Raw genomic sequence first — 24,633 nt, 5'->3', positions numbered from 1 at the left:
TACCGACCGTTCGGCAACTATGGGAGTTGTTGGTAAATCAAGGAGGAATGCGATGGAAGCATATACTTTACCTCAGTCAGCGAATTTGGCTCCGGACACAGGTAAGCCATTGGAAAACAAAGTGCGTTTCGGCATCGGCTTCGCTCTTGTGTCAGTGTTGTGGTGCGTGCCGTTCGCGATGGGGTCCGGCGTGTTGTTGCCCCAGTTGTTCACCACCATTCCCGGAATCTCGGCTGAAAACGCCATTGGATCGATGAACTCCATCAGTGTGATTTTCGCACTTATCGCCAACATCGTCTTCGGCACCTTCTCCGACATCTCCAAATTCAGGATCGGCAAACGCACCCCTTGGATCGTATTGGGCGGCATCATCGGCGGTGCCGGCTACTTCCTGACCGCGCAGTCAAAGACTCTATTCTGGATCGTCACCGGATGGTGCATCGTCCAGATCGGCATCAACTGCATCATCGCTCCTGCCGTCGCCGTCCTTTCCGACCGTATCCCGGAAGCGACCCGTGGCACCTTCTCCGCCATTTACGGCGCAGGGCAGATCGTCGGCATGCAGCTAGGCAACTTCATCGGGAGCTTCTTCCTCGCCAAGCTCAACGCCGGCTTGGTCATCGGCACATTGCTCTTCCTGTTCTCCGGTCTGATCACCGTGATCATCTGGCCCCGCGAGAAGTCCGCTGAGGATAATACCCGGGTGGCCTCCGTCGGTGATATTCTGCGTTCGTTCATCCCACCGACCAAGAACAGCCGCGACTTCTATCTGGCCCTGATCGGAAGACTGACGTTCACCATCGGCATGTTCATGATATCGGGTTATCAGTTGTTGATCCTTAAGCGTTACATTCATTTGACCCGTGACCAGGCAAGCTCGGCCATCCAGATCATATCGCTGATCACCATGGTCGCCACCATCGTCGCATCGGTGGTGTCCGGCCCGCTTTCGGATTTCCTGCAACGTCGTAAGGTCATGGTCGCCCTCGGCTGCATCCTGACGGCACTCGGTCTGCTTATGCCGTGGATCATGCCCACCACCACGGGTATGTACCTTTATGCCGTGCTTGGCGGCCTCGGGAACGGCTGCTACATGTCCGTGGATCAGGCACTTAACGTCGATGTGCTGCCGAGCGCGGAGCAGGCCGGCAAGGACCTGGGCATCCTGAACCTGTCCAACACCATCGGTCAGGCGCTCGCCCCATGGTGCACCACCGTGATCTTCGGTGCCTTCGGTGGTTACAAGTTGGTCTTCCCTGCGGCGGCGGCCTTCCTGCTCGTGGGAACCATCGCGATCATGATGATTCGCAAGGTGAAGTAATCGCCAGGCCGTTCTAAAATGCGGATTTCGCCGGCTCAGGTCCTGCGGATCCGCATTTTTCGCCTTTTATGGTTGCAGTTGCCTTCGTCTACCTCAACGGGGACAATGAAGCCGAATGATGCGATTTTAAATCTTAAAGAAGTGTGTGGTATGCAATCTTTGCGTCTTGCCGGGAAACCAGTGAATAACGAAAACAGGAGGGCGGCCATTCTCGATGCGGCCGTTGTCTTGTTTGGCGAACGCGGTTATTATGGCACCTCTTTACAGACGATCGCCGCCGCCGTGGGCATGACCAAAGCAGGCGTATTGCACCATGTGGGCAGCAAGGAAGGGCTCCTTGAAATCGTGCTTGATGAGGTCTACGACAACCATAACGACGAGATGCGTGAGCGCTACCTCGCGAAGGAACGGCCGTTGATGGCGCAGATGTGGCGTGACGTGGTGGCGATGAACGCGGAACGGCCCGAACAGGTGCATATGTTCTCCACGCTCGATGCCGAGTCCATCGACCCCGATCATCCGGCGCACCAGTACTTTCTCGAGCGTGACCGGGACACGATCGACCTCATGCTTGACGTGCCATGGGACGTGCCCGAGGGCGTGAACGTAGAGCAGTTGCTTAACGCGGGGTTCAGCATGATGGACGGCATACAGTTGCGGTGGCTGAGGAATCCTGAAAGCGACCTCAACGAGCTGTGGGCCCAGTGCGAGGACCAGCTGATGCCGCTGCCCATGTGGGACGGGTATCGGTAGGTCGGGCTTTCTGCGCTAAAACGACCCTACTTCTTCCATGAATTGGTAAAGGTTGACGCATTTTACTTCCATCAGTTCGGCAACGCTGGGTATTTTTGTCTTCTTCCATGGCTTTGGGTCTGTGGGGGCCATTGGCGTTTCAAAAGTGATGATAGACGAATTGTAGATTATGGCCACGGCTATGAGCCAGGGGTCTGCTGTGGCCTGGTCGTACCAATTGCTGTTGAGCTTCTCTTTGAAGTTTCGCCGGTCAGACAGGCAGGCCAATACGCGTCTGTATTTGTCCATTATGGTGACAATTTGTAATGGTTCAATCACGTAAGACTTGACGCTCTCAAGCCAATGCTTCAAATCGTCATCTAAATGTTTCCCCTCCCTGATTGGCTTCATCCCAAACAGGTCTCAGCAATCCAACCGTATGATTTTCGACCAACTCATATAGCGTATTCCAGAAGGATTCGGATAATTTGAATGACGGTCGATAATAGTCATTGTATGGCGCAATCAGACAGTTGGCATCAATAAGGTATCTCGGCTCCGGTGTTGAACCTGATGTCGGCATCGCGGACTGTAGCTGTGCAGCGGTGTTGTTTTCAGTGTCGCTTGTTAGGTCAAAGAGAGACCCTTGGGCTGAAATCGAGTCATTCATGATTGCGTCTTTTCCAATAGTCTCGGAAAACTTTCGCGTGTTGTTTTCGTTAGGCGGTATGCCTCGGTATATGTGGTTCTGCCCTCTGCGATGCTTGTGGCTATACGGTCCAGCAATCTTGAATCGATGCGAGAGAGTTTAGTCTTGTAATAATCTCCTCCAGAAGATTTATCGTGTGGCGTTTCTCTCCAAGCGGATACTGAATCGTTCCGTGTCTGTTCAAAGACCGCCCGACTGATGAATTTGCTGTTGTATGCACGGAGTGCCACGGAAACATATGACACTGGGAATTCTTTGGACAGGATTTCGATACGTCTATTGTTGTCCAGATTATCGTGTCGGTTCCAAGCCGCCTCAAATTTGGATTGTGGCATAAGGAATTCTGAGGCAACTTGATTGCATAGTTGTTCAGTGGGGGAAACAAGGTCTGAATTTCCGCTATCGTTGTACAACTCTTCGCTGCCTAACCAGATATGCGCGAATTCGTGTAAGAGAGAGAAAACACGGCCTGCCTCAGATGGATCGCTACGATTGATGAAGATCAATGGAGCTCGTGAGTCAGTCAACGCAAAAGCGCGGAATTCCTCAGGATCAAGTGGACGATGAGTGTTCTGACCTACAATTCCATTCATCATCACGATGGTTCCGGTGGACTCGATGCGTTCCCGTAACAATTTGAATGCCTTTGTGGGTTGATTCAAATCTTCTTCCGCGTACCATTCTTCGGAGAGGTTGAGTTGTTTGCGAATGTTCGCGACAAAACGGAGTTCCGAAGTATGCAGTGTCGCGCTTCCGACAAAGGACAGTGGTTCGTCGCCGGCCTGTTTGGCATCTTCGTGCGCCCAATCCTGCAGAGCGAGCATTTCATTGACGGTATCAATTAAATCGCGGGAAGGCTTTGCTTGGTTGTTCGTGCTGCCGACAGTACGTTTTCCGAAGACGGCCGGTGTATCGTCAATTGGATGGGGTAGGAAAAAATACCCGAATGGGACGCGAAGTTTTTCCCCTAGTTCTTGCACCTTGGTGACGGTGGGCTGACTGGTTCCATTTAACCAGTTTTCCACATCTTTTTGTTGCTTGTCATTGAGTCGCGCTGTATCACCGATTGAAAGAATCCATTGCAAAATATCAACAGGAATGGCGACAGTTATCGGTGAAGTCATCATTCCTCCCTGTTCAACCACTTGTACTCAGATATCTGTTAAGTGCGTAGTTTTGCTGTCTATATTTTGATGCCAATATACCAAACGGGCCAGAGCGGGGAATTGGTCTTTTTGCTTTTTGGCGAGTCGTCTTGGGTGGTTACTCAATGAGCGTTCGTAAGTGATTTAGTAGGTACTGTGCACTGGTATAACGATACTCAGCATCGTCTGTTTTCTTCGGTGTCAGCCTGTTCACACCGATAAATCTCACCACGTTCAGGGATTAATTTCGTCTCGATCAACAGACATTTGGCTAAGACCAAGGTGTATGCAAACGTATGCGACATCTCGCTGGTTGACAGCTGCATCATCTTGGGCAAGATGTGACAATAAGCTTTGGGCAACGTGCTTGTATAAGTCACAGAAGCCAAGACGTTCGTGCTGAAGGCCGATGAACTGTAGACTCAGTTCCCATAGAGATATGCGACATGAGTTTATGGTATTAGTTTTCTGCTCTTGATTTCAGGGGTTTGATCTTAGCGTTTTACCAATTGGTTCCCTAACGATCTTTTTAGATACCCGTCAATTAGAGATTGGGCATCCTCCGGTTCATGTGGACTTGGAAAATTACAGTTAACAAGGAGTGAAGTAAGTTGCTGTAAGAGTGGTTGTAAACAGAAATTGACTCCTGCTGGTCGCTTCCACAAATCTAATGAGCTTGAGCAGCCAATAAATCTGATTAGCATTAGTAAAGAGGGTAGTTGCCTATCGAGGTCGTTATATGCTGCGCATAATCCTATTGATAAAGTTTTTGTGATATCCTCTTCTTTTGATTTTTGCTTTTGATTTTAAATATGTAATTCATCGACGTATTGAATGCTCTTCTTGTGTCTAGGAGATAACGTCCGGTTTGTTGCGCGCTTTCGGTTTTCAGCCTTGATCGCCTGCGTGCGGGTTTTCGACCGTTGGTTCGATTGTGGGTTCGAGTAGGGACATGTCCAGGTAGCGGCGTTAGGGCCAGTTTTGGGTGACGTGGCGGATTCTCCGGGTGACGAGCATGAGGGCGCTCCTGCCGTCGGGGAACTGGCCGACGACCCTTGTCCTGCGGCGTATCTCGCGGTTGAGGCGTTCGACCATGTTGTTGGTGCGGACCGGCCGCCAGTGCTCCATGGGGAATTCCGGCAGCTGGTAGGCCGTCGCCTCGCCGATGCCCTCGCGCAGGCAGGACGCCGCCTCCTTCGGCTTTTCCGAGTCGAGCTCGGCGGCGACTGATCCCGCCTTCTCGAGCGTCCTGGCCCTGTCCTCCATCGCGAACACGGCCTTGAGCTTGGCGGCGACGGGCTTGCGCCTCCGGCGGGGCGTCTTGGCGAGCACGTTGCGTTCGAAGTGGACCATGCACCGCTGGCGGCGCGCCCCGGGCAGCAGCTCGCCGACGGCGTGCAAGAGGCCGGGGTTCCGGTCGCCTATGGCCAGGCGCACGCCTTTCAGACCCCGTTCCAGAAGTCCGCGGATGAACGACTCCCAGCTGGCGGTGTCCTCCTTCATGCCCTCATCGACGCCGATGACCTCACGCCGCCCGTCGTCGCCCACGCCGATGGCGACCAGCACCGACACGTTCTCGATGCTGCCGCCCCAGCTGCGTTTCAGCCAGATGCCGTCCATGAACACATACGGGAACGTCCGCTCCAGCGGCCTGTTCCGCCATTCGTCGATGTCCTTGTAGACCCTCTTCAGATCGTCGGAGAGGGTCTGGGGCGGCATCCGGTCGCCCCACAGCCGCTCGCCGACCGCGTCGACCTGACGCGTGCTGACCCCGCTGAAGTACATCTCCATGAGCGCCTCCTCGACGCTCGACTCGCGCGTCCGGTGGCGCTGGATCACCGCCGACTCGAACAAGGCGCCCTTGAGCCTGGGCACTCTGACGGTCATGCCGCCGGCCTTCACCGTCAGCCTGCGCTCGTAATGGCCGGCGAGATAGGCTTTCCTGCCGTCGGAACGCTCGTACCTGCCGGCCCCGGCGACCCGTTCGGCGTCGGCGTCGAGCATCGCGTCCAGAATCTCCTCCACCTTCCTTGACACCATCCTGTCGAGCTCCGTCTCGAACATGGCCTGGTCGACCTGTATTATCTTCTTATCGGGCATGGCACCCACCTACTTTCCAATAGGATCGTTCTTTCTTGGCGATTGAAAATCCTACACAGGAAAAAGGCGCTATGCCCCCTTCAAAGTCCAAAACCTATTTGCGCAAACTACCGGACACTACCAAAAAGTATATGTGAAATATGTAACAAATCTATAATAATGGTGTTATTATTTAACTGAGCGTATTGCTCATGATTACAAAGATGTGACGGAGGGAGGTGAGTTAAATGAATAACAAACCGATTAAACCAGTGGATAATGAAATTGATTTGAGTGAATTGGTACGGCTCGAGGAAGATGCTTCTCCGGCTACTGGTGGTGGCTGCGGCGGTCTTTGCTGATAGCTCCGTGTGTGCCGTTACCGTCCATAGTGGGGGTGGTGGCGGCACATTATTTTAATAAAAGTGGGTAATATGAAGGTTAGTATAAAAGAGCTTGATAAATCTTTCGGTCAACGAGTCCTGTTCACTGATTTGGACTATACTTTCGCCGAGGGTGAAGTAAATGTAATTCTTGGGGAAAGTGGTTCAGGGAAGACTACCCTCTTAAATATTCTCTCTTTATATGAACCTCCAGATTCTGGATCAGTTTTTTATGATGGTCAAATTGTAAGTGGATTAAGTTCAGCTAAAACACGGCATATTATTCGGAATAATGTCGGTTACGTATATCAGGATATTCGTCTTTTCGATGATTTGTCAGTTAATGACAATTTACGTTTAGCTCTTCATTTCAGTAGTCTTCCGAGAAGGAAATGGCAGGTGTCGATTGACGCATTGCTAGAACGCTTTGGCCTCTTGCAGTGTCGGAATAGTATTGCTGCAGAATTAAGTGGGGGAGAAAAGCAGCGTATAGCTATTGCTAGAGCAGTTGTGTCAGGGAAAAATCTTTTACTAGCTGATGAGCCTACCGGTGCCTTAGACGAAGAAAATGCTTATAAAGTTATCAATTTGATGAAGGATATAAGTCATAATGATGGTTGTACGGTAATTATGGTGACGCACAGTATGATGGTTGCAAATGAGTTTTCTAAGATATGCTGGTTGCGGCAAGGTGTTTTGTGTGCCAACAAGGATGTTTCTCATGAAAGCTAATTTACGTTTTATTTTCACGATAGTTCTTATCTTTTGTGTAAGCATACTATCTCTAACTACTATTGTTAATACTCAAAAATCCAGATACGAGGGGAATGATTCTTATTATGTGACAAATAATCCTCAGGGGGTAGAGCAAGATACTGATATCCTGTTGAATGCTTTTAATAAAAAGACAGCTACGGTTTCCGCTATTGATAATGACGGTCGGCTTTTTATTTCTAATTTTCACGCGATTCAGTTGTGTAATGGAAGATATCCTCAAAAGATTGGTGAGTTTGTTGCGCCTGAGAGCTCTAGAAAGATTAGCAAAGTATCTCTAGGCGGCAATCGACAGGTTGGAACATATAAAGAAACATTTGTAACGAATGGCTTAGGTCGTATTTATAGGATACAACCCGGCATGAAGCTCCGTGTAAAGGAGATTGAACTCCAATCATCTATCAACTTTGGCCAGAAGAAATTGCTAAAAGATAAAGGATTCGTAAAGATCAATAGAGAAAATATTGAACGTCAGATTAATGCTGAATCCTATAAAACGATAGGATTGATCCTGAAGCTGTCTTCGATTGTGCTTTTATTTATGGCCGTAATTTCTTGGTTGAGTTTTTTGACTAAACAAATAAACGATTCTGTTAAGATACTTCAAATATTTACTTCTTTTGGGGCAAAATGGTATGAAATTGTTTTGGGTTATTTATATTTGCATAGAAAACCTTTATTGAGAGTTTTTTTTTTGAGTCGTTCATTGTTTATAATATTGCAGCATCTGTAGCTGGTTATTTTTTGCACGTACATTGGTTGTTGTCGGTTAATTTAGTTCTAGCTGTTTGCGTTTTGCTGATAATCTGTACGATAGGTATTGCGGTTGTTGCAAAAGTGGGAATGTCTCGTTTAAAAATTAATTTGAGCGTCGCTTGGATTCCTTATGTTTTGGCAATCGGCTTATTTGTTTTTACTGTATGTTTTACTCGTAAGTCGATTGTTATTGTATTTATAGCTCTAATTTCATTATTATTATTGATATTGTTAAAGAACCAATCTGTAATAACTAAATCTTTATTTGCACACATGGGTGTAGTCAGTGCATCCCTTCTCGTGGTGCTAAGTATGATCATTATGGTTAACGCAGCAATATTATCGATTTGGGAAGATACGAGTAATCGTGAAGAGCTAACGGTAGAGACTACTATGCCTTACAAGACACAAATTATTTCGACAACGTTACCATCGGAAGTTAATAATAGAAGTCTGTATCATAAGCATTGGTATATCAATCCTATAGATGGGGTAATGCTCAATGGAAAGAGAACTTATCCTCTGATATATTCAACCGATTTAAATAGATACGGTAAATACTGCATCTCTGGAGATGCGATTAGCAATGATTCTGTGATTATTGGTCATGTGCTTGCTCGAAAGGCTGATGCCAAAGTTGGCAGCGAGATTACCATCAATGGTAAGAGATTGCATGTAACGCATATTGCTGAGACTGAGCAATATGCAGGAATGATGATTTATATTTCTGACAGTACTTTTAAGAAAGTTTTTGGTATGACCGGAAATGTATTTTATGGTACGGATTTAAGTGGTAATGAAGTAAAAAAACATTTTAAGACTAATAAGATTCAAACTAGAGCCGATTATCGTAAATATTATCGCAATTCGATGTCGCAAATCATTTTAACACTTTATTCAATTGATTTTTTGATTCTTCTTGTAGGAGTTTTTATCGCATATAAGATTTTTGCAATTTTTATTAATTTTATCATATGGAAGCTGAATATGTTGCGAGGTTTCGGAATGTCTTTTAAGGAATATGCGAAAGCTGTGAGTTTGCAATATCTAGCTATTATAGGTTCAGCATTTTATGTTGTTGTTGTAGTCTTTGATCGTTTTTCCGGTTTGTTGACAGATCTAATCTTTAATACGACGGACTCTTATTTTCCTATTACTTATAATTTGTTTTTTTTCGTAATAACAATGATTGAGTTTCTATTTGTTATTGGAATTGTGATTTTGCTTTCGTACAAGAATATATGCAAGGAATCGATTTATCAACAATATTTGCATACATCTTCAGAAAGGTAGTTGAGATTATGGATTGCTATATCCTAGCGATGCAGGAGCTTTTAGCTAAGGGTAAATTATCAGAAGATGAATTTGCGTTCTTAACTAATTATTCGATTACGAATGCCTGGATTGATACAGAGGCTTCATCAACATTTGAAGTACCGGTTATATTCCCTGAGTGGTTTCCTAACGATGATGATATTCGAGAGTTGTGCCCAGCGTTGTGTAAAGAGACATTTAGAGATTTTTCAACTTATCTTTCATTCATTAAGCGAAAGATTGAAGAGGGGGGGGCATTGTTACCCCATTCGACCGGTATTATCTTGATTACATTACGCCTAGGCGCCATATGGGTGCGCATTATGTCTTTGTTGAGGCAATTACTGATTCTAGGATCAGATATCTCGACTTCTTTGATAAGAAGATGCATGAATTATCACTTAAAATTTTTGAGAAAGCAACTGAGAAACCTGAACATCCCTATGAGTATATGGGATACACGGTTTTCTACTCTCAGACAGAGAATTCTTCTTTAGATCTAAATGAAAAGTTTATAAAAAAATACTCTCGAAAAGAGTTGATTATCTATATTCATCTTTGGACAAGATCCGTGGATTCGCCGTAACTCCTGTTAAGGATCCGCGGCTTTGTAGGTTTTATTTAAAGATTGCAATTGGCGGAATAATTAATTCGGATTTCTATAAGAAAAACGGAAGATTTGAAAATTATCTGTTTTTCCGGGAATTAGGACTGATGATTCCGTGCGCTACAGCTAAAATGATTTATGGCTGTTATGTTTTATTAGCTTATTTGTTTATTGGCGTATACAAGACTACTAAAACAACTGAAAAACAGTGGAAATCATTTTGCCGTTTATATGCGTTGATACTTCGCTATGAACTGAGGTTTTATTCAAAACTTGTAAAAAAACATCGTTAATTAAAAATAAAATTATTTTAGCGGGTATCGGGAGGTAATTATGGAACATCTAGATGGCAAACTGTATTACGATACTAGAAATCATAGAGTCTATAAAGATAATTTGCCTTATGAACTAAGAAATAAAAAAGATGAGTTTCATCAAAAATGGAAAGATCGCTCTGAAATAACAAAAAAGAAACATGCTCATAGAGTGGTATTAGTGTTAACGAACATGTGTAATTTAGGTTGCTCCTATTGTTATGCTGCACAAGGTGGGTATGGGAAAGATTGTATTAACAGGATTAAGCAAGCTCGTTTAGAGCAGATTTTAAATTATCTTGAGAATCAATTTCCTGAAGGTATTGAGCAACTTCAATTTTTCGGTGGAGAGCCTCTTCTAGAGCCTAAAGCTATTGAGTTTGTTTGTACTTATATGGAATCTTCTCGAATCTTACAGAATGCTAATAAGACAATAGTAACCAATGGAACAATAGCAAATAATGCTATTATTTCTATGCTAAAAAAGCACAATATTCTAGTGACTGTCAGTGTAGATGGCACTAGAAAATATCATGATTTATTCCGGACTTTTAAGATTAATGGGAAAGGTTCATATGACCTAGTTACCAAAAATATACAAAAATTTAGGAAGAATGGAATAGAGGTTTTTGTCCAATTTACAATTAGTAATCAAATGGTTTCTGATTACGGGAAGGGTGAATTGGATCCTAAAAAGATTGCCGAAAGTCTTAAAGATTTAGGAATTAGATATGTTCATCTTGCTCCGGTAATGGCGGAGAAGAAAAGCAAGTTCGCTTTTAACAGAGAACAAAAAATTCTTTTGTTGGAGTTTCAGCGTGATTTAATGCTTGCTTTGCGGCGTAATAAGATTCAAGATAATAAGACAGTTGAAGCTAGTCATTTTTTGTCTCAAAAGCTCTGCAATAATGCCTATTGTGGAGCGGGTTTGGATGAAATCACTGTAGATATAAATGGGGATATATATCCCTGTTTCATGTTTATTAATAAACAAAGTTTCCTTCTTGGAAATATTGATAATGGAATAACCAATAAGCAGCTTCTTGTTGAATTGGAAAATAATACAAAAAATCAGAAGCCGGGATGCCGAGCTTGTCCAGTTAAGGATATTTGTAATATGTGTATTGGAGCGAACTATATTGAGAATGGGGATTTTCGTAAATCCGCGAAAACACAATGTGCCTTTGTTCGTAATGGATATTTTAGAGGCGTATCGCAATTGGTTGGTGACGTTAAACGATGAGTAAGGCAATTAAATTTGGAAAATTTAGCAATAAATATAACTATATTCGTTGTGAGGATGGAGAGTACTTTTTAGTTCCAAAAAGCAAGATTTCTGATCCTTCGGTCTTATATAATAAGAATATTCCAAGTATCAAGATTAAATCAGATGGGGATATAAAGTTTTTCGAATTTGCAATTACGCCTGTAAAATTATTAATATATATAGGTATTTGCGCTATTCTGTCAATGTGGTTAGTGAATATTAGCGTATATCTTGTTGTGTTGCTTTGGAGCATGAACTTACATGAATTTACTCATATGGCAGTTGCGGCTTTTACTGGATCAGATAGATTAATATTTGGCTGTAAAATTAAATATGTTATTTTTTTTTATGTTTTATATATCTAATAAAACGATATATGAACGAACAAAGATTCAGCGTATTTGCTATTATGCGGCAGGAATAACCACAAATTTAATTATTTTTTTGTTGGCTTGGGGTCTTTCTTTTATTGTAAGCAGTAAATTTGATCCTTACTTGCTGCGAGTTGTTTTTCAGACAAATCTGATTCTTTTTGTGTTTAATTTATATCCCTTTTTATTTACTGACGGCTTTAATATATTACAAGAGTTGTTGGAAATCTATAATCTTCGTCGGATAGTTCTTGGAAATTTCTTCAAGCCACAAGTAATCTTTAAGCAGAGTAAAGTTATTTTTGGCTATTACATTGTTGTTATTGTTTCTTGGATTTTTATAGTGGTGAAAGTTTGTGCTATAATCTTAAAATTTATATAAGACTTGTGTCTATTGTGAATGATTTTTATGATTGGGCAAAAAGATTGATTTTTAATCTCAATTCTCTGATTATATAGGATAACGTCCGGAGTTTTGCGCACTTTCGGTTTTCAGCCTTGGCTGCCGGTGTGCGGGTTCTCGTTCGTCTCCTCGATTGTGGGCTGTAGCAGGGACATGTCAAGGTAGCGTCTGTCGCCCCAGTCCCGGGTGACGTCCCTGACCCTGGCCGTGATGAGCATCAAGGCGCTGGTGCCGTCGGGGAACGCGCCGATCTTGCGGGTGCGCCGCCGTATCTCCCTGTTGAGCCGTTCGATCATGTTGTTGGTGCGGATCAGCCGCCAGCGCTCCGGCGGGTATTCGTCCAGCATGTAGGCGGTCGCCTCGTCTATCTCGCGCGCGGTCTCGCGCAGGCCCATGCCATTACGATACGCCACGGCCACGGCGTTCCTCACCGCCATGGGCGTCCGAGGCCTGCCCCGCCGTGGACGGGGTAGTGTCCGGTAGTTTGCGCAAATAGGTTTTGGACTTTGAAGGGGGCATAGCGCCTTTTTCCTGTGTAGGATTTTCAATCGCCAAGAAAGAACGATCCTATTGGAAAGTAGGTGGGTGCCATGCCCGATAAGAAGATAATACAGGTCGACCAGGCCATGTTCGAGACGGAGCTCGACAGGATGGTGTCAAGGAAGGTGGAGGAGATTCTGGACGCGATGCTCGACGCCGACGCCGAACGGGTCGCCGGGGCCGGCAGGTACGAGCGTTCCGACGGCAGGAAAGCCTATCTCGCCGGCCATTACGAGCGCAGGCTGACGGTGAAGGCCGGCGGCATGACCGTCAGAGTGCCCAGGCTCAAGGGCGCCTTGTTCGAGTCGGCGGTGATCCAGCGCCACCGGACGCGCGAGTCGAGCGTCGAGGAGGCGCTCATGGAGATGTACTTCAGCGGGGTCAGCACGCGTCAGGTCGACGCGGTCGGCGAGCGGCTGTGGGGCGACCGGATGCCGCCCCAGACCCTCTCCGACGATCTGAAGAGGGTCTACAAGGACATCGACGAATGGCGGAACAGGCCGCTGGAGCGGACGTTCCCGTATGTGTTCATGGACGGCATCTGGCTGAAACGCAGCTGGGGCGGCAGCATCGAGAACGTGTCGGTGCTGGTCGCCATCGGCGTGGGCGACGACGGGCGGCGTGAGGTCATCGGCGTCGATGAGGGCATGAAGGAGGACACCGCCAGCTGGGAGTCGTTCATCCGCGGACTTCTGGAACGGGGTCTGAAAGGCGTGCGCCTGGCCATAGGCGACCGGAACCCCGGCCTCTTGCACGCCGTCGGCGAGCTGCTGCCCGGGGCGCGCCGCCAGCGGTGCATGGTCCACTTCGAACGCAACGTGCTCGCCAAGACGCCCCGCCGGAGGCGCAAGCCCGTCGCCGCCAAGCTCAAGGCCGTGTTCGCGATGGAGGACAGGGCCAGGACGCTCGAGAAGGCGGGATCAGTCGCCGCCGAGCTCGACTCGGAAAAGCCGAAGGAGGCGGCGTCCTGCCTGCGCGAGGGCATCGGCGAGGCGACGGCCTACCAGCTGCCGGAATTCCCCATGGAGCACTGGCGGCCGGTCCGCACCAACAACATGGTCGAACGCCTCAACCGCGAGATACGCCGCAGGACAAGGGTCGTCGGCCAGTTCCCCGACGGCAGGAGCGCCCTCATGCTCGTCACCCGGAGAATCCGCCACGTCACCCAAAACTGGCCCTAACGCCGCTACCTGGACATGTCCCTACTCGAACCCACAATCGAACCAACGGTCGAAAACCCGCACGCAGGCGATCAAGGCTGAAAACCGAAAGTGCGCAACAAACCGGACGTTATCTACTTTTTAAAATAACTAATTAAATATTCTTTTTAAAGCTATTAAGTTACTTCATACCAGATTTTTGTAATCTATTGATATAACGGGGATGCGGACGGAAAGTTGGAGACTGGATGAAAGGGTCTGGTCTTGTATAGCGAGTCCGAGCGGCGGCGCGCGGTGGACGCGTATTTCGAGTGGGACGTCGGTCTGAGGGCGACGGTGGAACGGTTGGGTGGCCGTCCGGGCACGAACGCGCTGGCCGGCTGGGTGCGTGCCGACCCGCGGTTCCGTCCACGGCGGGGCAGGCCTCGGACGCCCATGGCGGTGAGGAACGCCGTGGCCGTGGCGTATCGTAATGGCATGGGCCTGCGCGAGACCGCGCGCGAGTATGGCGTGAGCAAGGCGTCGGTGGAGCGGCGGGCCGACGAGTACGGTTCGCCGGCCGTGGCCGGCCCGACGACGGAGGGCGCTGCCATGACGACCGACAGCGAAGATGACGGCCTGCCGACGACCCGGCCGCGTTGAGGCGCATGGTCCGCGACCAGCGGTTGGAGCTGGATCTGATGCGGGAGGTGGTGGATCCGGTAAAAAAAGACCCGGCCGCCGACCCGGGGCGGCTGACCAACCGGGAGAAGACGATGATGGCCGACCGGCTGCGCCCGACGCATTCGCCGACCTGTTTGGCCTCTAGGCTCAAGCTCGCGTTGAGCTCCTACCACTGCCACCACAAGCGGCTCGAACATGACGAATACAATCGGCTGCGGCCGCTGGTCCGTGCCGCGTTCGATGATTCCAACGAACGGTACGGCTCCAGGCGCATACACGCCATGCTGAAACGGGACGGGGTGAGAGTCTCGGAGAAGGTCGTGCGTCGGGTCATGAAGCAGGATGGCCTGAAGGCCCGGTCGTCACGAAAGGGTCTCCATTACAGCTCGTATCCGGGCGAGTGCTCGCCCGCGCCCCGGAACCTCCTGAACCGCGACTTCCATGCGCAGGCGCCGAACCAGAAGCGGCTCACCGACATCACCCGGATCAACGCGAGCGACGGCAAGGTGTATCTGAGTCCCGTGCCTGACTGCCATGACGGCCGGATCGTGGCCTTCGGCATCGGCCTGCACCCCACGGCGGAGCCGGCGAACTCGTCCCTGGAGAAGGCGATAGCCACGCTGCCCCGGTGCGGCTGGCGGCCGGTCGTGCACTCCGACCGGGGCTGCCACTACCGGTGGCCCGGCTGGATAAGGCTCATGGAACAGGCCGGGCTGCGCCGGTCGATGAGCAAAAAAGGATGCAGTCCGGACAACAGCGCGATGGAGGGGCTCTTCGGCAGGATGAGGACCGAGGCCACCTACCCCGAGCACCGGGAGAAGCTCACCTGCCAGGAGGTCATCGACAAGACCGGCGAATACATCAGCTGGTACAACACGACCCGAGTCAAGGCCGGCCTGGGCTACCAAGGCCCGGACGAGCACCGCCGGTCTCTCGGCCTCATGGCATAATCAAGCATCGAAACAACGAAAACATCTCCAACTTTCCGTCCGCACCCCTACAATGAACCGTATGAGCAATTTTCTGGCAATCACGGCAAATCCGGATCCTGACTCAATGACCCAGGCGGTCGGCAAGGCGTTCCTTGAGGGCGCGGTCAGCGGGGGAGCGGGCACCGAGTTCGTCGACCTGCACGCCATCGGCTTCGACCCGACCTACACGATGGCGGACCGCAGGCAGTACCTCGCGCAAGGGCCAATGCCGGAGGATGTGGAGCAACTGCAAGGCAAGATTCTCGACGCGGACGTCATTGCGCTGGTATGCCCAATCTACTGGTGCCAGATGCCCGCGATGATGAAGGGCTTTACGGAGCGCGTGCTCTGCCGTCATTTCGGTTACAACCTCGACCACAGCAAGTCGGCGATAGCCGACAAGACGTTCCGGTTCATCGCGCTGACCGGCAGTTCGGAGCAGTGGTACCGCGACAACGGCATCCACGACGCCTTATACAAGCAGATCATCTACTACATGTTCCATCATTATTGCGGCGTAGACGATGCCGAGCTGGTCTATGTGGACAACCTTCAGATGGGCGATGATTCGCCCGAGGCGCGCCAAGCTGCGGCCCGGCACTTGGAGCGTATCAAGGCTTTGGGCTCGTCGCTGGTGTGAAAAGGGTATTGACGACATATTTCGAGATGCTGTTGACTCAGTGCCGTCGGTCGTCGTTTTAAGATGTGCAAGCGGTCGTCGGTACGGCTCAGAATCGCGATTCTGGATGCAATGTTGACGTCGATAAGGTCCTCATGGTCCTATGAAGATCAGGTTTTCGGTCGTTGCAATGGATTACCGGATCCAGCCCTTGCGTCGTCTCAAACCGAGGGAGCAAATCTTTTGACCGTTACGTGAGGGTTGAGTCCGAGCGTGCACGACAAATTCGGGAGGGCACGGCACGCAGGGGTATCTCCGATCTCGAAGGTCGTCAAACGTTACAATCGTTTCGGCTTCCATCGTTGCCCATCCAACCTATGACAGCTCACGAAACGCCCGAGTGGCACGGTGAATAACGACTGAAATATCAACTAGACGTAGAACGTTTTGCTATATTGTCACCTGCTACCGTTTTTATCATGTACAATCGATACACGGACGTGACGTTATTGTTCTCCGTTCAATACCGGCTCGTTCCTTCAATGATGAATATCAGTGACGATGTGCAAGGGAAAGAACTATTATGGGTTACTCGTTGATGACCAAGCTGGCGGCCGAATTCGTCGGAACCGCAATTCTGATGATTTTCGGCAACGGTGCTGTGGCTAATGTCGAGCTGAACGCAACCAAAGGTCACCACTCCGGTTGGCTGACCATCGCCATGGGCTACGGATTCGGCGTCATGTTCCCGGTGTTGATGTTCGGCGGCATTTCAGGCGCCCAGATCAATCCGGCCATGACCATCGCCCAAGCGGTCAACGGCATGTTCCCGTGGGGTCAGGTTTTGCCGTTCGTCAGTGCTCAGCTGTTGGGCGCCGCCGTCGGCCAGCTGATCGTTTACGCCGCTTACTACCCTCACTACAATCAGACGGACAGTCCTGCTGCTATTCTTGCCTCCTTCTGCACCACGGATGCGAGTGAGTCCAAGAGCAACTACTTCATCAACGAGTTCGTCGGCACCTTGGTTCTGGTACTCGGTGCCCTGTGCTGCCTGGAAGGCGCATGGGGCTCCAAGAACAAGGCTTCGGCCGCCATCGTCGTAGGGTTCATCGTCTGGGGTCTGGTCACCTCTCTGGGCGGGCCCACGGGCCCCGGCCTTAATCCCGCGCGTGACTTGGTGCCGCGTATACTACATCAGCTTCTGCCGATTGAGCACAAGGGGACATCTCGTTGGGACGAGGCCTGGATTCCGGTCGTCGCCCCGATTCTGGGCGCCATCGTCGGTGCTTTCCTCTTCAAGAGCCTATTCGCCTGATTGCGCAGGATTAATGCAGTAGGCTAAGTCTTCTGAAGTGAAACGGAAACATTAACGGTTCGGTCTCTGACTTGTTTTCAGCAGTCAGAGACCGGACCGTGTCATGTCGACGTGATGACGTTTTCCCTCGGTAACGCCCAGGTGCTAACGTTCCGGGTTATCTTCATTGTCGAGCAGAGGAAGGTGTTCGGCGTACCCTTCCTGCTCCATGTCGGCTCGAGGTATGAACCGCAAAGAGGCCGAATTGATGCAGTAACGCAACCCTCCGCCGGCTGCCGGTCCGTCGTCGAAGACATGCCCCAGATGGATGCCCGACTCGGCTGACCGCACTTCGACGCGTGTCTGACTGGACAGGCTCAGGTCTTTGTGTGCGGTGAGCGAATCGGACTGAATCGGCTTGGAAAACGCCGGCCAGCCACAGCCCGAGTCGAACTTGTCCGTTGAAGCGAATAAAGGCTGCCCGCTTACGACATCCACGTAGATACCATCGGCAAAAGTCTGGTCATACGCATTGATAAAAGGTCTCTCTGTGGCGGAAAGCTGGCTCACCTGGTACTGTTCCGGGCTCAGTTGCCAGATTCGTTCTATCATTGTTTGCCGTTGGGGCGCCTTGGCGATCTTAGTGATCGGGATGTGGCAGTATCCACTTGGGTTCTTCATCAGATAATCCTGGTGAACCTTCTCGGCGGGGTAGAAGTTCCGTAGTCCTTCCACAAGGACCTCAACCCGTTTCCCGCTGAGCTTGGTCAGTTCGTCTTTGGCCTTGAGGTAGCAGGAATGCTGGTCGTCGTTGGTAAAGAACATGCCTGTGCGATATTGACGGCCTTCGTCGTGGCCTTGGCGGTCGATGGAGAATGGGTCGATGACGTCCAGAAAAAGTAACGTCAGGGTTCGCAGGGGCAGTACTTGCGGGTCAAACTCAACTCTGACGGTTTCCGCGGCGTCCGTCGTGCCGGAGCAGACCTGCTCGTAGCTGGGATTGGGAAGTTTGGACTGCGCATATCCAACCTGCGTGTCTATTACACCGTCTAGGGCTTGGAAGTAGCGCTCGATGCCCCAAAAACAACCACCGGCCATATATGCGGTCGATAGAGACGACGATGGAATTGGTGTGACTGAGTTTATTGGTTGTGCCATTTCCCACCTGCTTCTGTTCATGCCGATTGCTGTTGACATTACATCAGATTCGTTGCCTTTTCAGCCATCCTTGCTGAAAGGTGAAAGACATCATTCAGTGACACTCCTATACTCGGTGTTGTGTCGCCAAAACGGCGTTAGGAGCGGTTGCAGACGCTAAGACGAATGTTTTGAGGGGCTTCATGCTGGTAGCGGCTCAAATATCAGAGATCATCGTTGCTCCTAAAGCGGGTCGTGCCTCGTTATTCGTCAGTTGTGAAGCGTAACCACCGAGCATGGTCAGGGGAGCTGTCCAAGCGTGGAGTAGCGCTCAGGGCGAAGCTGTTGGGTAAACGCTGGATCGGTGACTGAAAACCAAAAACAACGAAAAACAACGAAAAACAAAAGCCTCGAAACCGTTGCGATGGCAAGACTTCGAGGCTTGAGTGGTGGCTCCGAGCGGCGTCGATCCGCTGACCTAACGATTTTCAGTCGTTCGCTCTACCAACTGAGCTACAGAGCCATGAACAATCAAAAACCCGGATAAACCGGGCATTAATTATTCAAGCGACTCCGGCCGGACTTGAACCGGTGACCTCCGCCGTGACAGGGCGGCGCTCTAACCAACTGAGCTACGGAGCCGTGGCTTGCTTTCATCAAGCAACCGAATGTTTACAATACCCGAGAACTGGGATACTTGCAACATTCCAGCGTGTCGCCCTGAAAAACCTGATTTTCCGGGGCTCTCTGGCCGATGGCCGAACGTTAACGTGAAGGGAAACTCGCTCGAATCGTGCGTCGCCGGTGATTATCCTTGCGAACGTCTTTCGTTAGTGCACGGCATTGGGTCGGACTTGATGAAACACGGTACGTCCGGTGTCCGTGTCGTTCACGCGGGTTGAACTGGACGCCTCGTGCGAGATGTCCTCTTCGTCCTCACCATTGTAATCGTCGCTGTTGTCGTCTCTCTGGTCGTTGTCCTCGTTGTGTTGGTTATCATCGTCTTGATTTTTCTCGTTGTCCTCGTCGTCCCTGTCGTTGAAATCAGGTCGCGAGTCTTCACGGCAGTCCCCGTAGGTGTCGCAATCATCGTTGGAGTAGGTGTAACCGTATGAGTGCTGGTTGCCGAAAACGCCAACGGAAGACAAAAGGATGACGATTATTACAATATTCAACAATAACCTGAGTGCACTGATGATGATTCCCGCGATGGACATCCCTTTGCTGCGTTCGTGAGTGCGTTTCATCTGCACCAAGGCGACGATCGAAAGTACCAAACCCGTGATAGGGAAAAAGAACGCAAGTATGAAGCCGATGATGCACAGCACGTTCCATCGCTCTTTGTTTCCATGCCCGGAGTAGGGTGGAAGGCCGTTTGGGTAGCCTGAGGGCGTGTTGTCGTAGGAGCTGCCATAGGTCGGCGTGTTCGGGTTGCCGTAATTGGCCATAGCGGGGCGCGCGGCATTGAACGCATTGGATTCAGCAGTCTGGTATCCGGTGCTCCCCGGGGTCGTGTAGTGAACGGAGCCTGCGGGATTGCCCGGATGGGGGTAGGCCGCAGGCGGCTGAACGGCAGTGCGCATGGCGTGTCGGGAAGCGCGCTGATAGGCGTCGCCAAAGGTGCCGGGCGCCGTGGGCATGGTGTCATACGGCTGTGGCGTGTTGTATGGCGCTGGAGGAGCGGTGTACTGGTTCGGAGTTTGCTGCGGTCGAGCGGTGTCGGCCTGTGCCGTGCCGTGATTCGGTGTGCCCGTCGGAGCGTTTGGAATCGGTGTTTGCGGCGGTAGCTGATTTGTCACATATGGTGCAGATTGTTGCGGCACTGCGAAAATCGGTGTCGGCTCCGATGCCGTGTGTGAAGCAATGTATGGTGAATGACTCCAATCATCCTTTCTTTGCCCGTGCCGGTGCTTGTCGCTTTTGGCGTGGTTCTGTGGACTGAAGGAATCCGGGGAGGTGGGGTATGCCTGGTTGTCCACCTGTTCGCCCGCACCCGAGGTTTTCGGGGGCTCTGAAGGAGGGTTGACGACAGTGTTTGCAGTACTGTTTTTGTTGTCGTCGGCAGGGGTGTCAATAGTATGGTTTTCGCTTGGCGGTTGGTCCGGCTTATGATCCGCGTCTGTCGTGGAGTCGTCAGGCCCGGAGATGTTGTCCATATCGTTTTCGTTCATGGTTTCGAGTCTACCTGCTATGGGTGATTCGTGTCGTACTTTCATCGTCGGTTTGCGCGACGTGGCTTAGGAATTCGCGCGTGATACCTAAAGCGGCATTCCCGCCGTTGGCTGGCTGGTCGACCAGGGGCTTCTCCCGGAGCGCAAGTGGGTGTAGCGGCTCATGTGCAAGCCGTTTCGTTCGGCCGTCGGTTACACTGGTACGGTGGAAGAAAATACATCATCGCACAGCCGTCAGGTGCTTTCGTTTGTAAGACGTTCGGGTCATTTCGACGAGCGTCTCAAACGCGCTTGGAGTCGGTATGCACCTGAATATCTGCTGGATGTCAACGTGAATCCGAATTCGCTTGACCTGCGGTCCGGCCTTAGTCTTGATCCTACGTTCATTGCCGATGTATGGAAGCGCTCGGCACCGCTTATTGTGGAGGTCGGCACCGGTCAGGGTGAGAACGTCGTGGCTGCCGCACAGGCCCATCCCGACGTTAATTTTCTGGCGGTCGAAGTCTATGGACCTGGAGTGGCGCACACGATGCTTATGGCGGGCAAGCTGGGGCTGGCGAACCTGCGCATCGCGCAAGCCAACGCCCCGGAGTTGTTCGAGACGTGCGCTCCTGACATCGCCGAAGAGGTGTGGACCTTTTTCCCTGACCCTTGGCCTAAGATGAGGCATCATAAAAGGCGCATCGTGCAACCGGCGTTCGCGAAGGAGGTGCACGCGATTTTGCGCCCCGGAGGGGCGTGGCGGATCGCCACCGACATCGAGGATTACGCATTGCATATACATGAGGTGATGGATTCCCGCGACGATTTTTGCAATGCCGGTGATCTTGTGGTATCGCTGCCTGTCGAGCATGTGGGCAAGGGTACGGCGGATCGAGCGGATGCGTTGCATCATGCGGATTTTGCGGAGTCGCAGCGGTTCGATGGCAGGGTCGTGACGAATTTCGAACGCAAGGGAATGGAAGCTGGCCGCGTCATTCATGATTTTGAATACCGTGCACTGTGATGGTGGCTTGAACCGGCTCGTCATGGCGAAACGCTAGCAGCGGCTTACGAACTGCTCCGATGCAAATGTTGTACATGATTTGCGGCGCATTGTCTTGTTTCAGCTGGGAGTAGGGCGATTGCGCCGGTAGTTTCCTTTCAGGGCGCGGCCTCGCATGCGGTGGGCATAGGCTTGATTTTGGGCTCTAAGTCGGTTCAACACGCCATAACTTGCATCCGTTCGCTATATATCTTATGCTTAAAAGGTTGTTGGCCCCCTTCGTCTAACGGTTAGGACACCAGACTTTCAATCTGACAACGAGAGTTCGACTCTCTCAGGGGGTACTTCCAAGGCCGGTTCGGCCACTAAAAGACAGGAGCCTGTGTTGGTTCCTTTTGATAGACTTTGCGTCACATAAAAGTCCATATTCGGGCGTACGAATAATAGGCGCTGACAGGTCAGATCACTCGAAAGCAGTCTGAATGACCCGTCATGTACTTAAAGACTCGACTGGATTCCGTTTCGACTAGCATGCGGTCGATAGCCCAAATGGCGGAGAAACGTAACCGTCTACGTCGGCAAAGCGCCGTTGTTGGCCTCCCCGAATGCGATCAGGCCCCAGTCCGACCGTGTGTTTGTCGCACTGGAACCTGATCGCAAAAACGCGTTTGAACTCGTAAACTCCTTAACGATCTGACGGCAAGTGGGCGGTTCAACCTGTAGGGAACACACGGGGGAACGGTTCGTTTCCTGCTTTTCACCAGCGCACGGATATACGTTCGTGATCGTGCGGTTTGTCCGTGGTGATTTCGTCGACCATCGCAACGGCATAGTCGGCATAGCTGATTGCGCTCCTGCCGTTCTCATCAGTGGTGTATTCCTCGCCAGCCAGAACGTATGTTCCCGTTCGTTGACCATCCGGTTGGAAATCGCCTGCCGGGCTTTCGTACGTCCAATGAACATCGTCGCGCTTGCGTAATGCGTCAAGGGCTGCGCCCATCGCCAACGGCACTCCTTTGATGCTCTCCGGGAACGAGTCGGAAAGCTGGTGGGTATGGGTTTTGTCGGTATAAAGGCTGCCCGCCCCGCCGACCACCAGCAGTCGTGTCTGGCTGCCTGAGAGCGCATCGGCCAGAAGCATTAACGATGTGCCGTGCTCGCTCAGTTTTGCGGGGTCGAAGACGCCGAATGCATCGACGACCGCCTCGAAACCGGTCAGATCACCGGCACCCAGATCATAGAGATCCTTGATGATGACATGCTGGGCATTGGTTTTGTTGCCACCGCGAACCACGGCGGTTACGTCCATGCCACGTCGGGTCGCCTCTTCGACAATTGCCGTTCCGGCTTTGCCGTTTGCGGCGACCACTGCGATGTGTTTGCTCATAATGTTGTTCTTTCCGATAGTTGGTGAACGCCTATCAGTTATTGGTTATCGATTTTCTTGACGTGCGAAGGCTTTGCGCCGGGTTGCGGCCATCGAGGATTTTTGCACCTTTGGGCATGTTTCGCGATCGCCATACGGATGTCGGGTTAGGTGGGGATGTCTACTTGACGACTTTGAAACCGCTGGTCCACTGCGTGCCGCCGCTCGTGGCGACCGCCATCTGCAACGCTCCGAAGCCTTCCAAGTAGGAGGCCCGCTTCAGTGGTCCCGCATCCACGAATCTAAGGTCTGCCTTCTCCACGATGGTTTGCAGTGCCCGTTTCGCCTCATCGCTGTCGGAGGCGGCCATCACCGTGGTGGGTGCGCCGTCATTGGTGCGGCTCGCCAGCGTTGCGGCGAAATCGGTGTTGAAGGCTTTGACGATTTTGGAATCGGGCAGGCTGTTCGCCAACTGTTCGGCTGCGGAGTGAGCACCCTGCGGCAACGCCGAATCCATGGTGCTGAAATCGACGGGATTGCTCGGATCGACCACGATTTTGCCTGCAAGCTGACTGGCATATTGCTCCGCAACACTGGCTTGGGCTGGGTAGGGCAGCGCCAGAACGACGATTTCGCCGGTGATGGGCTCACCCCACTCTGATGCCGTGACGCTTGAGATCGCCGCCGCTTTCGCTTTGTCTCGGTCAATGACTTGTACGTCCGCTCCGGCCGCAACGCCGATGCCTGCCACGGCCGTGCCGATGCTTCCTGATCCCAAAACGGTAATGCTTGTCATGATGCGCTCTCTTTCGTGCAACGAATTTTTGCGGCGCGTAATATCAGAGTCTTTGGATTCCTGCAATCTGATATGCGTTAACTGTAACTATACCGGAGAACGGCAATGAAAGTCTGTAGTTACAATATTGTCTCTTAGTAACCTAAATGGACCCTTAGCCTGATTGCAACGGAAGCGAACCTAGAATTGTATAAAATATGCTACAGGATGAATGGTGATATGCGGATATGGAGTCGGGAAAATGCAAGTGACAAAAAGCAACCAGGATACGAACCCAAGGTTGAGTATGGTTTGATGTTCGCGATAAACCTAAGGAAACAATGCGCGTGGAAGGTGCTGGAATGAATAATGCCGCGAATGCGACGACAAGAGGAGACGGAGGTGCGGCCAAACCGTTCAAGGCACTTCCCGCCTGCCCAATCGAGACGACGATGACGCTGATCGGCAATAAGTGGACCGTCCTGATCGTGCGTGACTTGTTGCAAGGAACGAAGCGATTCAGCCAATTGCGTCGCTCGGTCGGCAACGTCTCGCAGAAAGTGCTCACGGCAAATCTGCGTGGAATGGAGGCTCACGGCCTGGTTAACCGCAAGGTCTACGCCGAGGTGCCTCCGCGCGTCGAGTATTCTTTGACGGAAACAGGCCGCAGTCTTGAAACGGTCATCAAAGCCATGGCAGATTGGGGAAGGGGTTATCAGCAAGCCATGGGTCGTTGAACGAAACGAATCCGAGGTGGCCGGTTTCTTGCGGTTTGAA

The 24,633-nt window shown here is 50.9% G+C and carries 23 protein-coding genes, 3 tRNA genes and 1 pseudogene; 16 read left to right on the top strand and 11 right to left on the bottom strand.

The window, feature by feature from the left end; genetic code table 11:
- Positions 1–52 precede the first annotated feature (52 nt).
- On the top strand, positions 53–1,321 hold the full coding sequence (locus BBOH_RS03900; protein ID WP_033521815.1) for an MFS transporter: 1,269 nt from the start codon (positions 53–55) through the stop codon (positions 1,319–1,321).
- Between the two features lie 150 nt (positions 1,322–1,471).
- The gene (locus BBOH_RS03895; RefSeq protein WP_033521817.1) at positions 1,472–2,074 is read left to right on the top strand and encodes a TetR/AcrR family transcriptional regulator; all 603 of its coding nucleotides are present in this window, start codon (positions 1,472–1,474) and stop codon (positions 2,072–2,074) included.
- Between the two features lie 15 nt (positions 2,075–2,089).
- Here the strand turns inward: BBOH_RS03895 and BBOH_RS08245 are convergent, their stop codons facing one another.
- The 4 genes from BBOH_RS08245 to BBOH_RS03880 form a co-directional block, all read right to left on the bottom strand.
- Positions 2,090–2,464 (bottom strand): DUF4411 family protein, encoded by a 375-nt coding sequence (locus BBOH_RS08245; RefSeq protein ID WP_052118209.1) that lies wholly within the window; start codon positions 2,462–2,464, stop codon positions 2,090–2,092.
- The gene (locus tag BBOH_RS09540) at positions 2,430–2,636 is read right to left on the bottom strand and encodes a DUF4411 family protein (protein WP_420305082.1); all 207 of its coding nucleotides are present in this window, start codon (positions 2,634–2,636) and stop codon (positions 2,430–2,432) included. The genes BBOH_RS08245 and BBOH_RS09540 overlap by 35 nt, the downstream gene beginning before the upstream one ends.
- Before the next feature lie 83 nt (positions 2,637–2,719).
- Positions 2,720–3,886, bottom strand: a complete 1,167-nt coding sequence (locus BBOH_RS03885; protein WP_052118210.1) for an ImmA/IrrE family metallo-endopeptidase — start codon at positions 3,884–3,886, stop codon at positions 2,720–2,722.
- A 990-nt stretch (positions 3,887–4,876) separates the two neighbouring features.
- Positions 4,877–6,007, bottom strand: a complete 1,131-nt coding sequence (locus BBOH_RS03880) for an IS256 family transposase (protein WP_044098119.1) — start codon at positions 6,005–6,007, stop codon at positions 4,877–4,879.
- A 413-nt stretch (positions 6,008–6,420) separates the two neighbouring features.
- Here BBOH_RS03880 and BBOH_RS08520 point away from each other — a divergent pair, with 413 nt between their 5' ends.
- From BBOH_RS08520 to BBOH_RS08765, 6 genes are all read left to right on the top strand, one after another.
- Complete coding sequence (locus tag BBOH_RS08520) at positions 6,421–7,101, top strand: ABC transporter ATP-binding protein (RefSeq protein WP_074428620.1); 681 nt, start codon at positions 6,421–6,423, stop codon at positions 7,099–7,101.
- A complete protein-coding gene (locus tag BBOH_RS03870) occupies positions 7,091–7,876 on the top strand; it encodes a hypothetical protein (protein ID WP_033522612.1) in 786 nt (261 codons plus the stop codon). Before BBOH_RS08520 ends, BBOH_RS03870 begins: the two co-directional genes overlap by 11 nt.
- Before the next feature lie 110 nt (positions 7,877–7,986).
- A complete protein-coding gene (locus BBOH_RS03865) occupies positions 7,987–9,192 on the top strand; it encodes an ABC transporter permease family protein (protein WP_143242526.1) in 1,206 nt (401 codons plus the stop codon).
- An 8-nt stretch (positions 9,193–9,200) separates the two neighbouring features.
- Complete coding sequence (locus BBOH_RS03860) at positions 9,201–9,710, top strand: hypothetical protein (RefSeq protein WP_033522615.1); 510 nt, start codon at positions 9,201–9,203, stop codon at positions 9,708–9,710.
- Between the two features lie 443 nt (positions 9,711–10,153).
- Complete coding sequence (locus BBOH_RS03855) at positions 10,154–11,377, top strand: radical SAM/SPASM domain-containing protein (protein WP_081930320.1); 1,224 nt, start codon at positions 10,154–10,156, stop codon at positions 11,375–11,377.
- On the top strand, positions 11,374–11,766 hold the full coding sequence (locus tag BBOH_RS08765) for a hypothetical protein (protein ID WP_143242524.1): 393 nt from the start codon (positions 11,374–11,376) through the stop codon (positions 11,764–11,766). Before BBOH_RS03855 ends, BBOH_RS08765 begins: the two co-directional genes overlap by 4 nt.
- Positions 11,767–12,264: 498 nt before the next feature.
- Here BBOH_RS08765 and BBOH_RS03845 read toward each other — a convergent pair.
- Positions 12,265–12,564, bottom strand: a pseudogene (locus BBOH_RS03845) (transposase); the annotation flags it as partial.
- Between the two features lie 201 nt (positions 12,565–12,765).
- Here BBOH_RS03845 and BBOH_RS03840 point away from each other — a divergent pair.
- The 5 genes from BBOH_RS03840 to BBOH_RS03820 all read left to right on the top strand — a co-directional run bounded on the left by BBOH_RS03840 (position 12,766) and on the right by BBOH_RS03820 (position 17,443).
- Positions 12,766–13,896, top strand: a complete 1,131-nt coding sequence (locus BBOH_RS03840; RefSeq protein WP_044098119.1) for an IS256 family transposase — start codon at positions 12,766–12,768, stop codon at positions 13,894–13,896.
- 243 nt (positions 13,897–14,139) lie between these two features.
- Positions 14,140–14,517, top strand: a complete 378-nt coding sequence (locus tag BBOH_RS03835) for a hypothetical protein (RefSeq protein WP_033521355.1) — start codon at positions 14,140–14,142, stop codon at positions 14,515–14,517.
- A gap of 5 nt (positions 14,518–14,522) precedes the next feature.
- Positions 14,523–15,488: an IS3 family transposase gene (locus BBOH_RS03830; protein WP_081930319.1), complete on the top strand. Its 966-nt coding sequence runs from the start codon at positions 14,523–14,525 to the stop codon at positions 15,486–15,488.
- A gap of 61 nt (positions 15,489–15,549) precedes the next feature.
- Positions 15,550–16,149: an NAD(P)H-dependent oxidoreductase gene (locus BBOH_RS03825; protein WP_033521354.1), complete on the top strand. Its 600-nt coding sequence runs from the start codon at positions 15,550–15,552 to the stop codon at positions 16,147–16,149.
- 562 nt (positions 16,150–16,711) lie between these two features.
- Positions 16,712–17,443: an MIP/aquaporin family protein gene (locus tag BBOH_RS03820; protein WP_033521353.1), complete on the top strand. Its 732-nt coding sequence runs from the start codon at positions 16,712–16,714 to the stop codon at positions 17,441–17,443.
- 144 nt (positions 17,444–17,587) lie between these two features.
- Here the strand turns inward: BBOH_RS03820 and msrB are convergent, their stop codons facing one another.
- The 4 genes from msrB to BBOH_RS08240 all read right to left on the bottom strand — a co-directional run bounded on the left by msrB (position 17,588) and on the right by BBOH_RS08240 (position 20,730).
- Positions 17,588–18,580 (bottom strand): peptide-methionine (R)-S-oxide reductase MsrB, encoded by a 993-nt coding sequence (gene msrB / locus BBOH_RS03815; RefSeq protein WP_044098198.1) that lies wholly within the window; start codon positions 18,578–18,580, stop codon positions 17,588–17,590.
- Between the two features lie 426 nt (positions 18,581–19,006).
- Positions 19,007–19,082: transfer RNA gene (locus BBOH_RS03810), tRNA-Phe, on the bottom strand.
- 45 nt (positions 19,083–19,127) lie between these two features.
- Positions 19,128–19,201, bottom strand: a tRNA-Asp gene (locus BBOH_RS03805).
- Positions 19,202–19,389: 188 nt separating this feature from the next.
- A complete protein-coding gene (locus BBOH_RS08240; RefSeq protein ID WP_161786417.1) occupies positions 19,390–20,730 on the bottom strand; it encodes a DUF4190 domain-containing protein in 1,341 nt (446 codons plus the stop codon).
- A 163-nt stretch (positions 20,731–20,893) separates the two neighbouring features.
- Here BBOH_RS08240 and trmB point away from each other — a divergent pair, with 163 nt between their 5' ends.
- The gene (gene trmB, locus BBOH_RS03795) at positions 20,894–21,736 is read left to right on the top strand and encodes a tRNA (guanosine(46)-N7)-methyltransferase TrmB (RefSeq protein ID WP_044098118.1); all 843 of its coding nucleotides are present in this window, start codon (positions 20,894–20,896) and stop codon (positions 21,734–21,736) included.
- A gap of 251 nt (positions 21,737–21,987) precedes the next feature.
- Positions 21,988–22,059, top strand: a tRNA-Glu gene (locus tag BBOH_RS03790).
- Positions 22,060–22,472: 413 nt separating this feature from the next.
- Here the strand turns inward: BBOH_RS03790 and BBOH_RS03785 are convergent.
- Positions 22,473–23,102 (bottom strand): NAD(P)-dependent oxidoreductase, encoded by a 630-nt coding sequence (locus tag BBOH_RS03785; RefSeq protein ID WP_033521352.1) that lies wholly within the window; start codon positions 23,100–23,102, stop codon positions 22,473–22,475.
- A 160-nt stretch (positions 23,103–23,262) separates the two neighbouring features.
- On the bottom strand, positions 23,263–23,877 hold the full coding sequence (locus BBOH_RS03780) for an NADPH-dependent F420 reductase (protein ID WP_033521403.1): 615 nt from the start codon (positions 23,875–23,877) through the stop codon (positions 23,263–23,265).
- A 341-nt stretch (positions 23,878–24,218) separates the two neighbouring features.
- Between BBOH_RS03780 and BBOH_RS03775 the strand changes: the two genes are divergently transcribed.
- Positions 24,219–24,593, top strand: a complete 375-nt coding sequence (locus BBOH_RS03775; RefSeq protein ID WP_081930360.1) for a winged helix-turn-helix transcriptional regulator — start codon at positions 24,219–24,221, stop codon at positions 24,591–24,593.
- Positions 24,594–24,633 lie beyond the last annotated feature (40 nt).

The sequence above is a fragment of the Bifidobacterium bohemicum DSM 22767 genome (assembly GCF_000741525.1).
GTDB classification, from domain to species: domain Bacteria; phylum Actinomycetota; class Actinomycetes; order Actinomycetales; family Bifidobacteriaceae; genus Bifidobacterium; species Bifidobacterium bohemicum.
The sequence above is the reverse complement of the archived record's forward strand: the minus strand, read 5'-3'. Positions and strand labels throughout refer to the sequence as shown.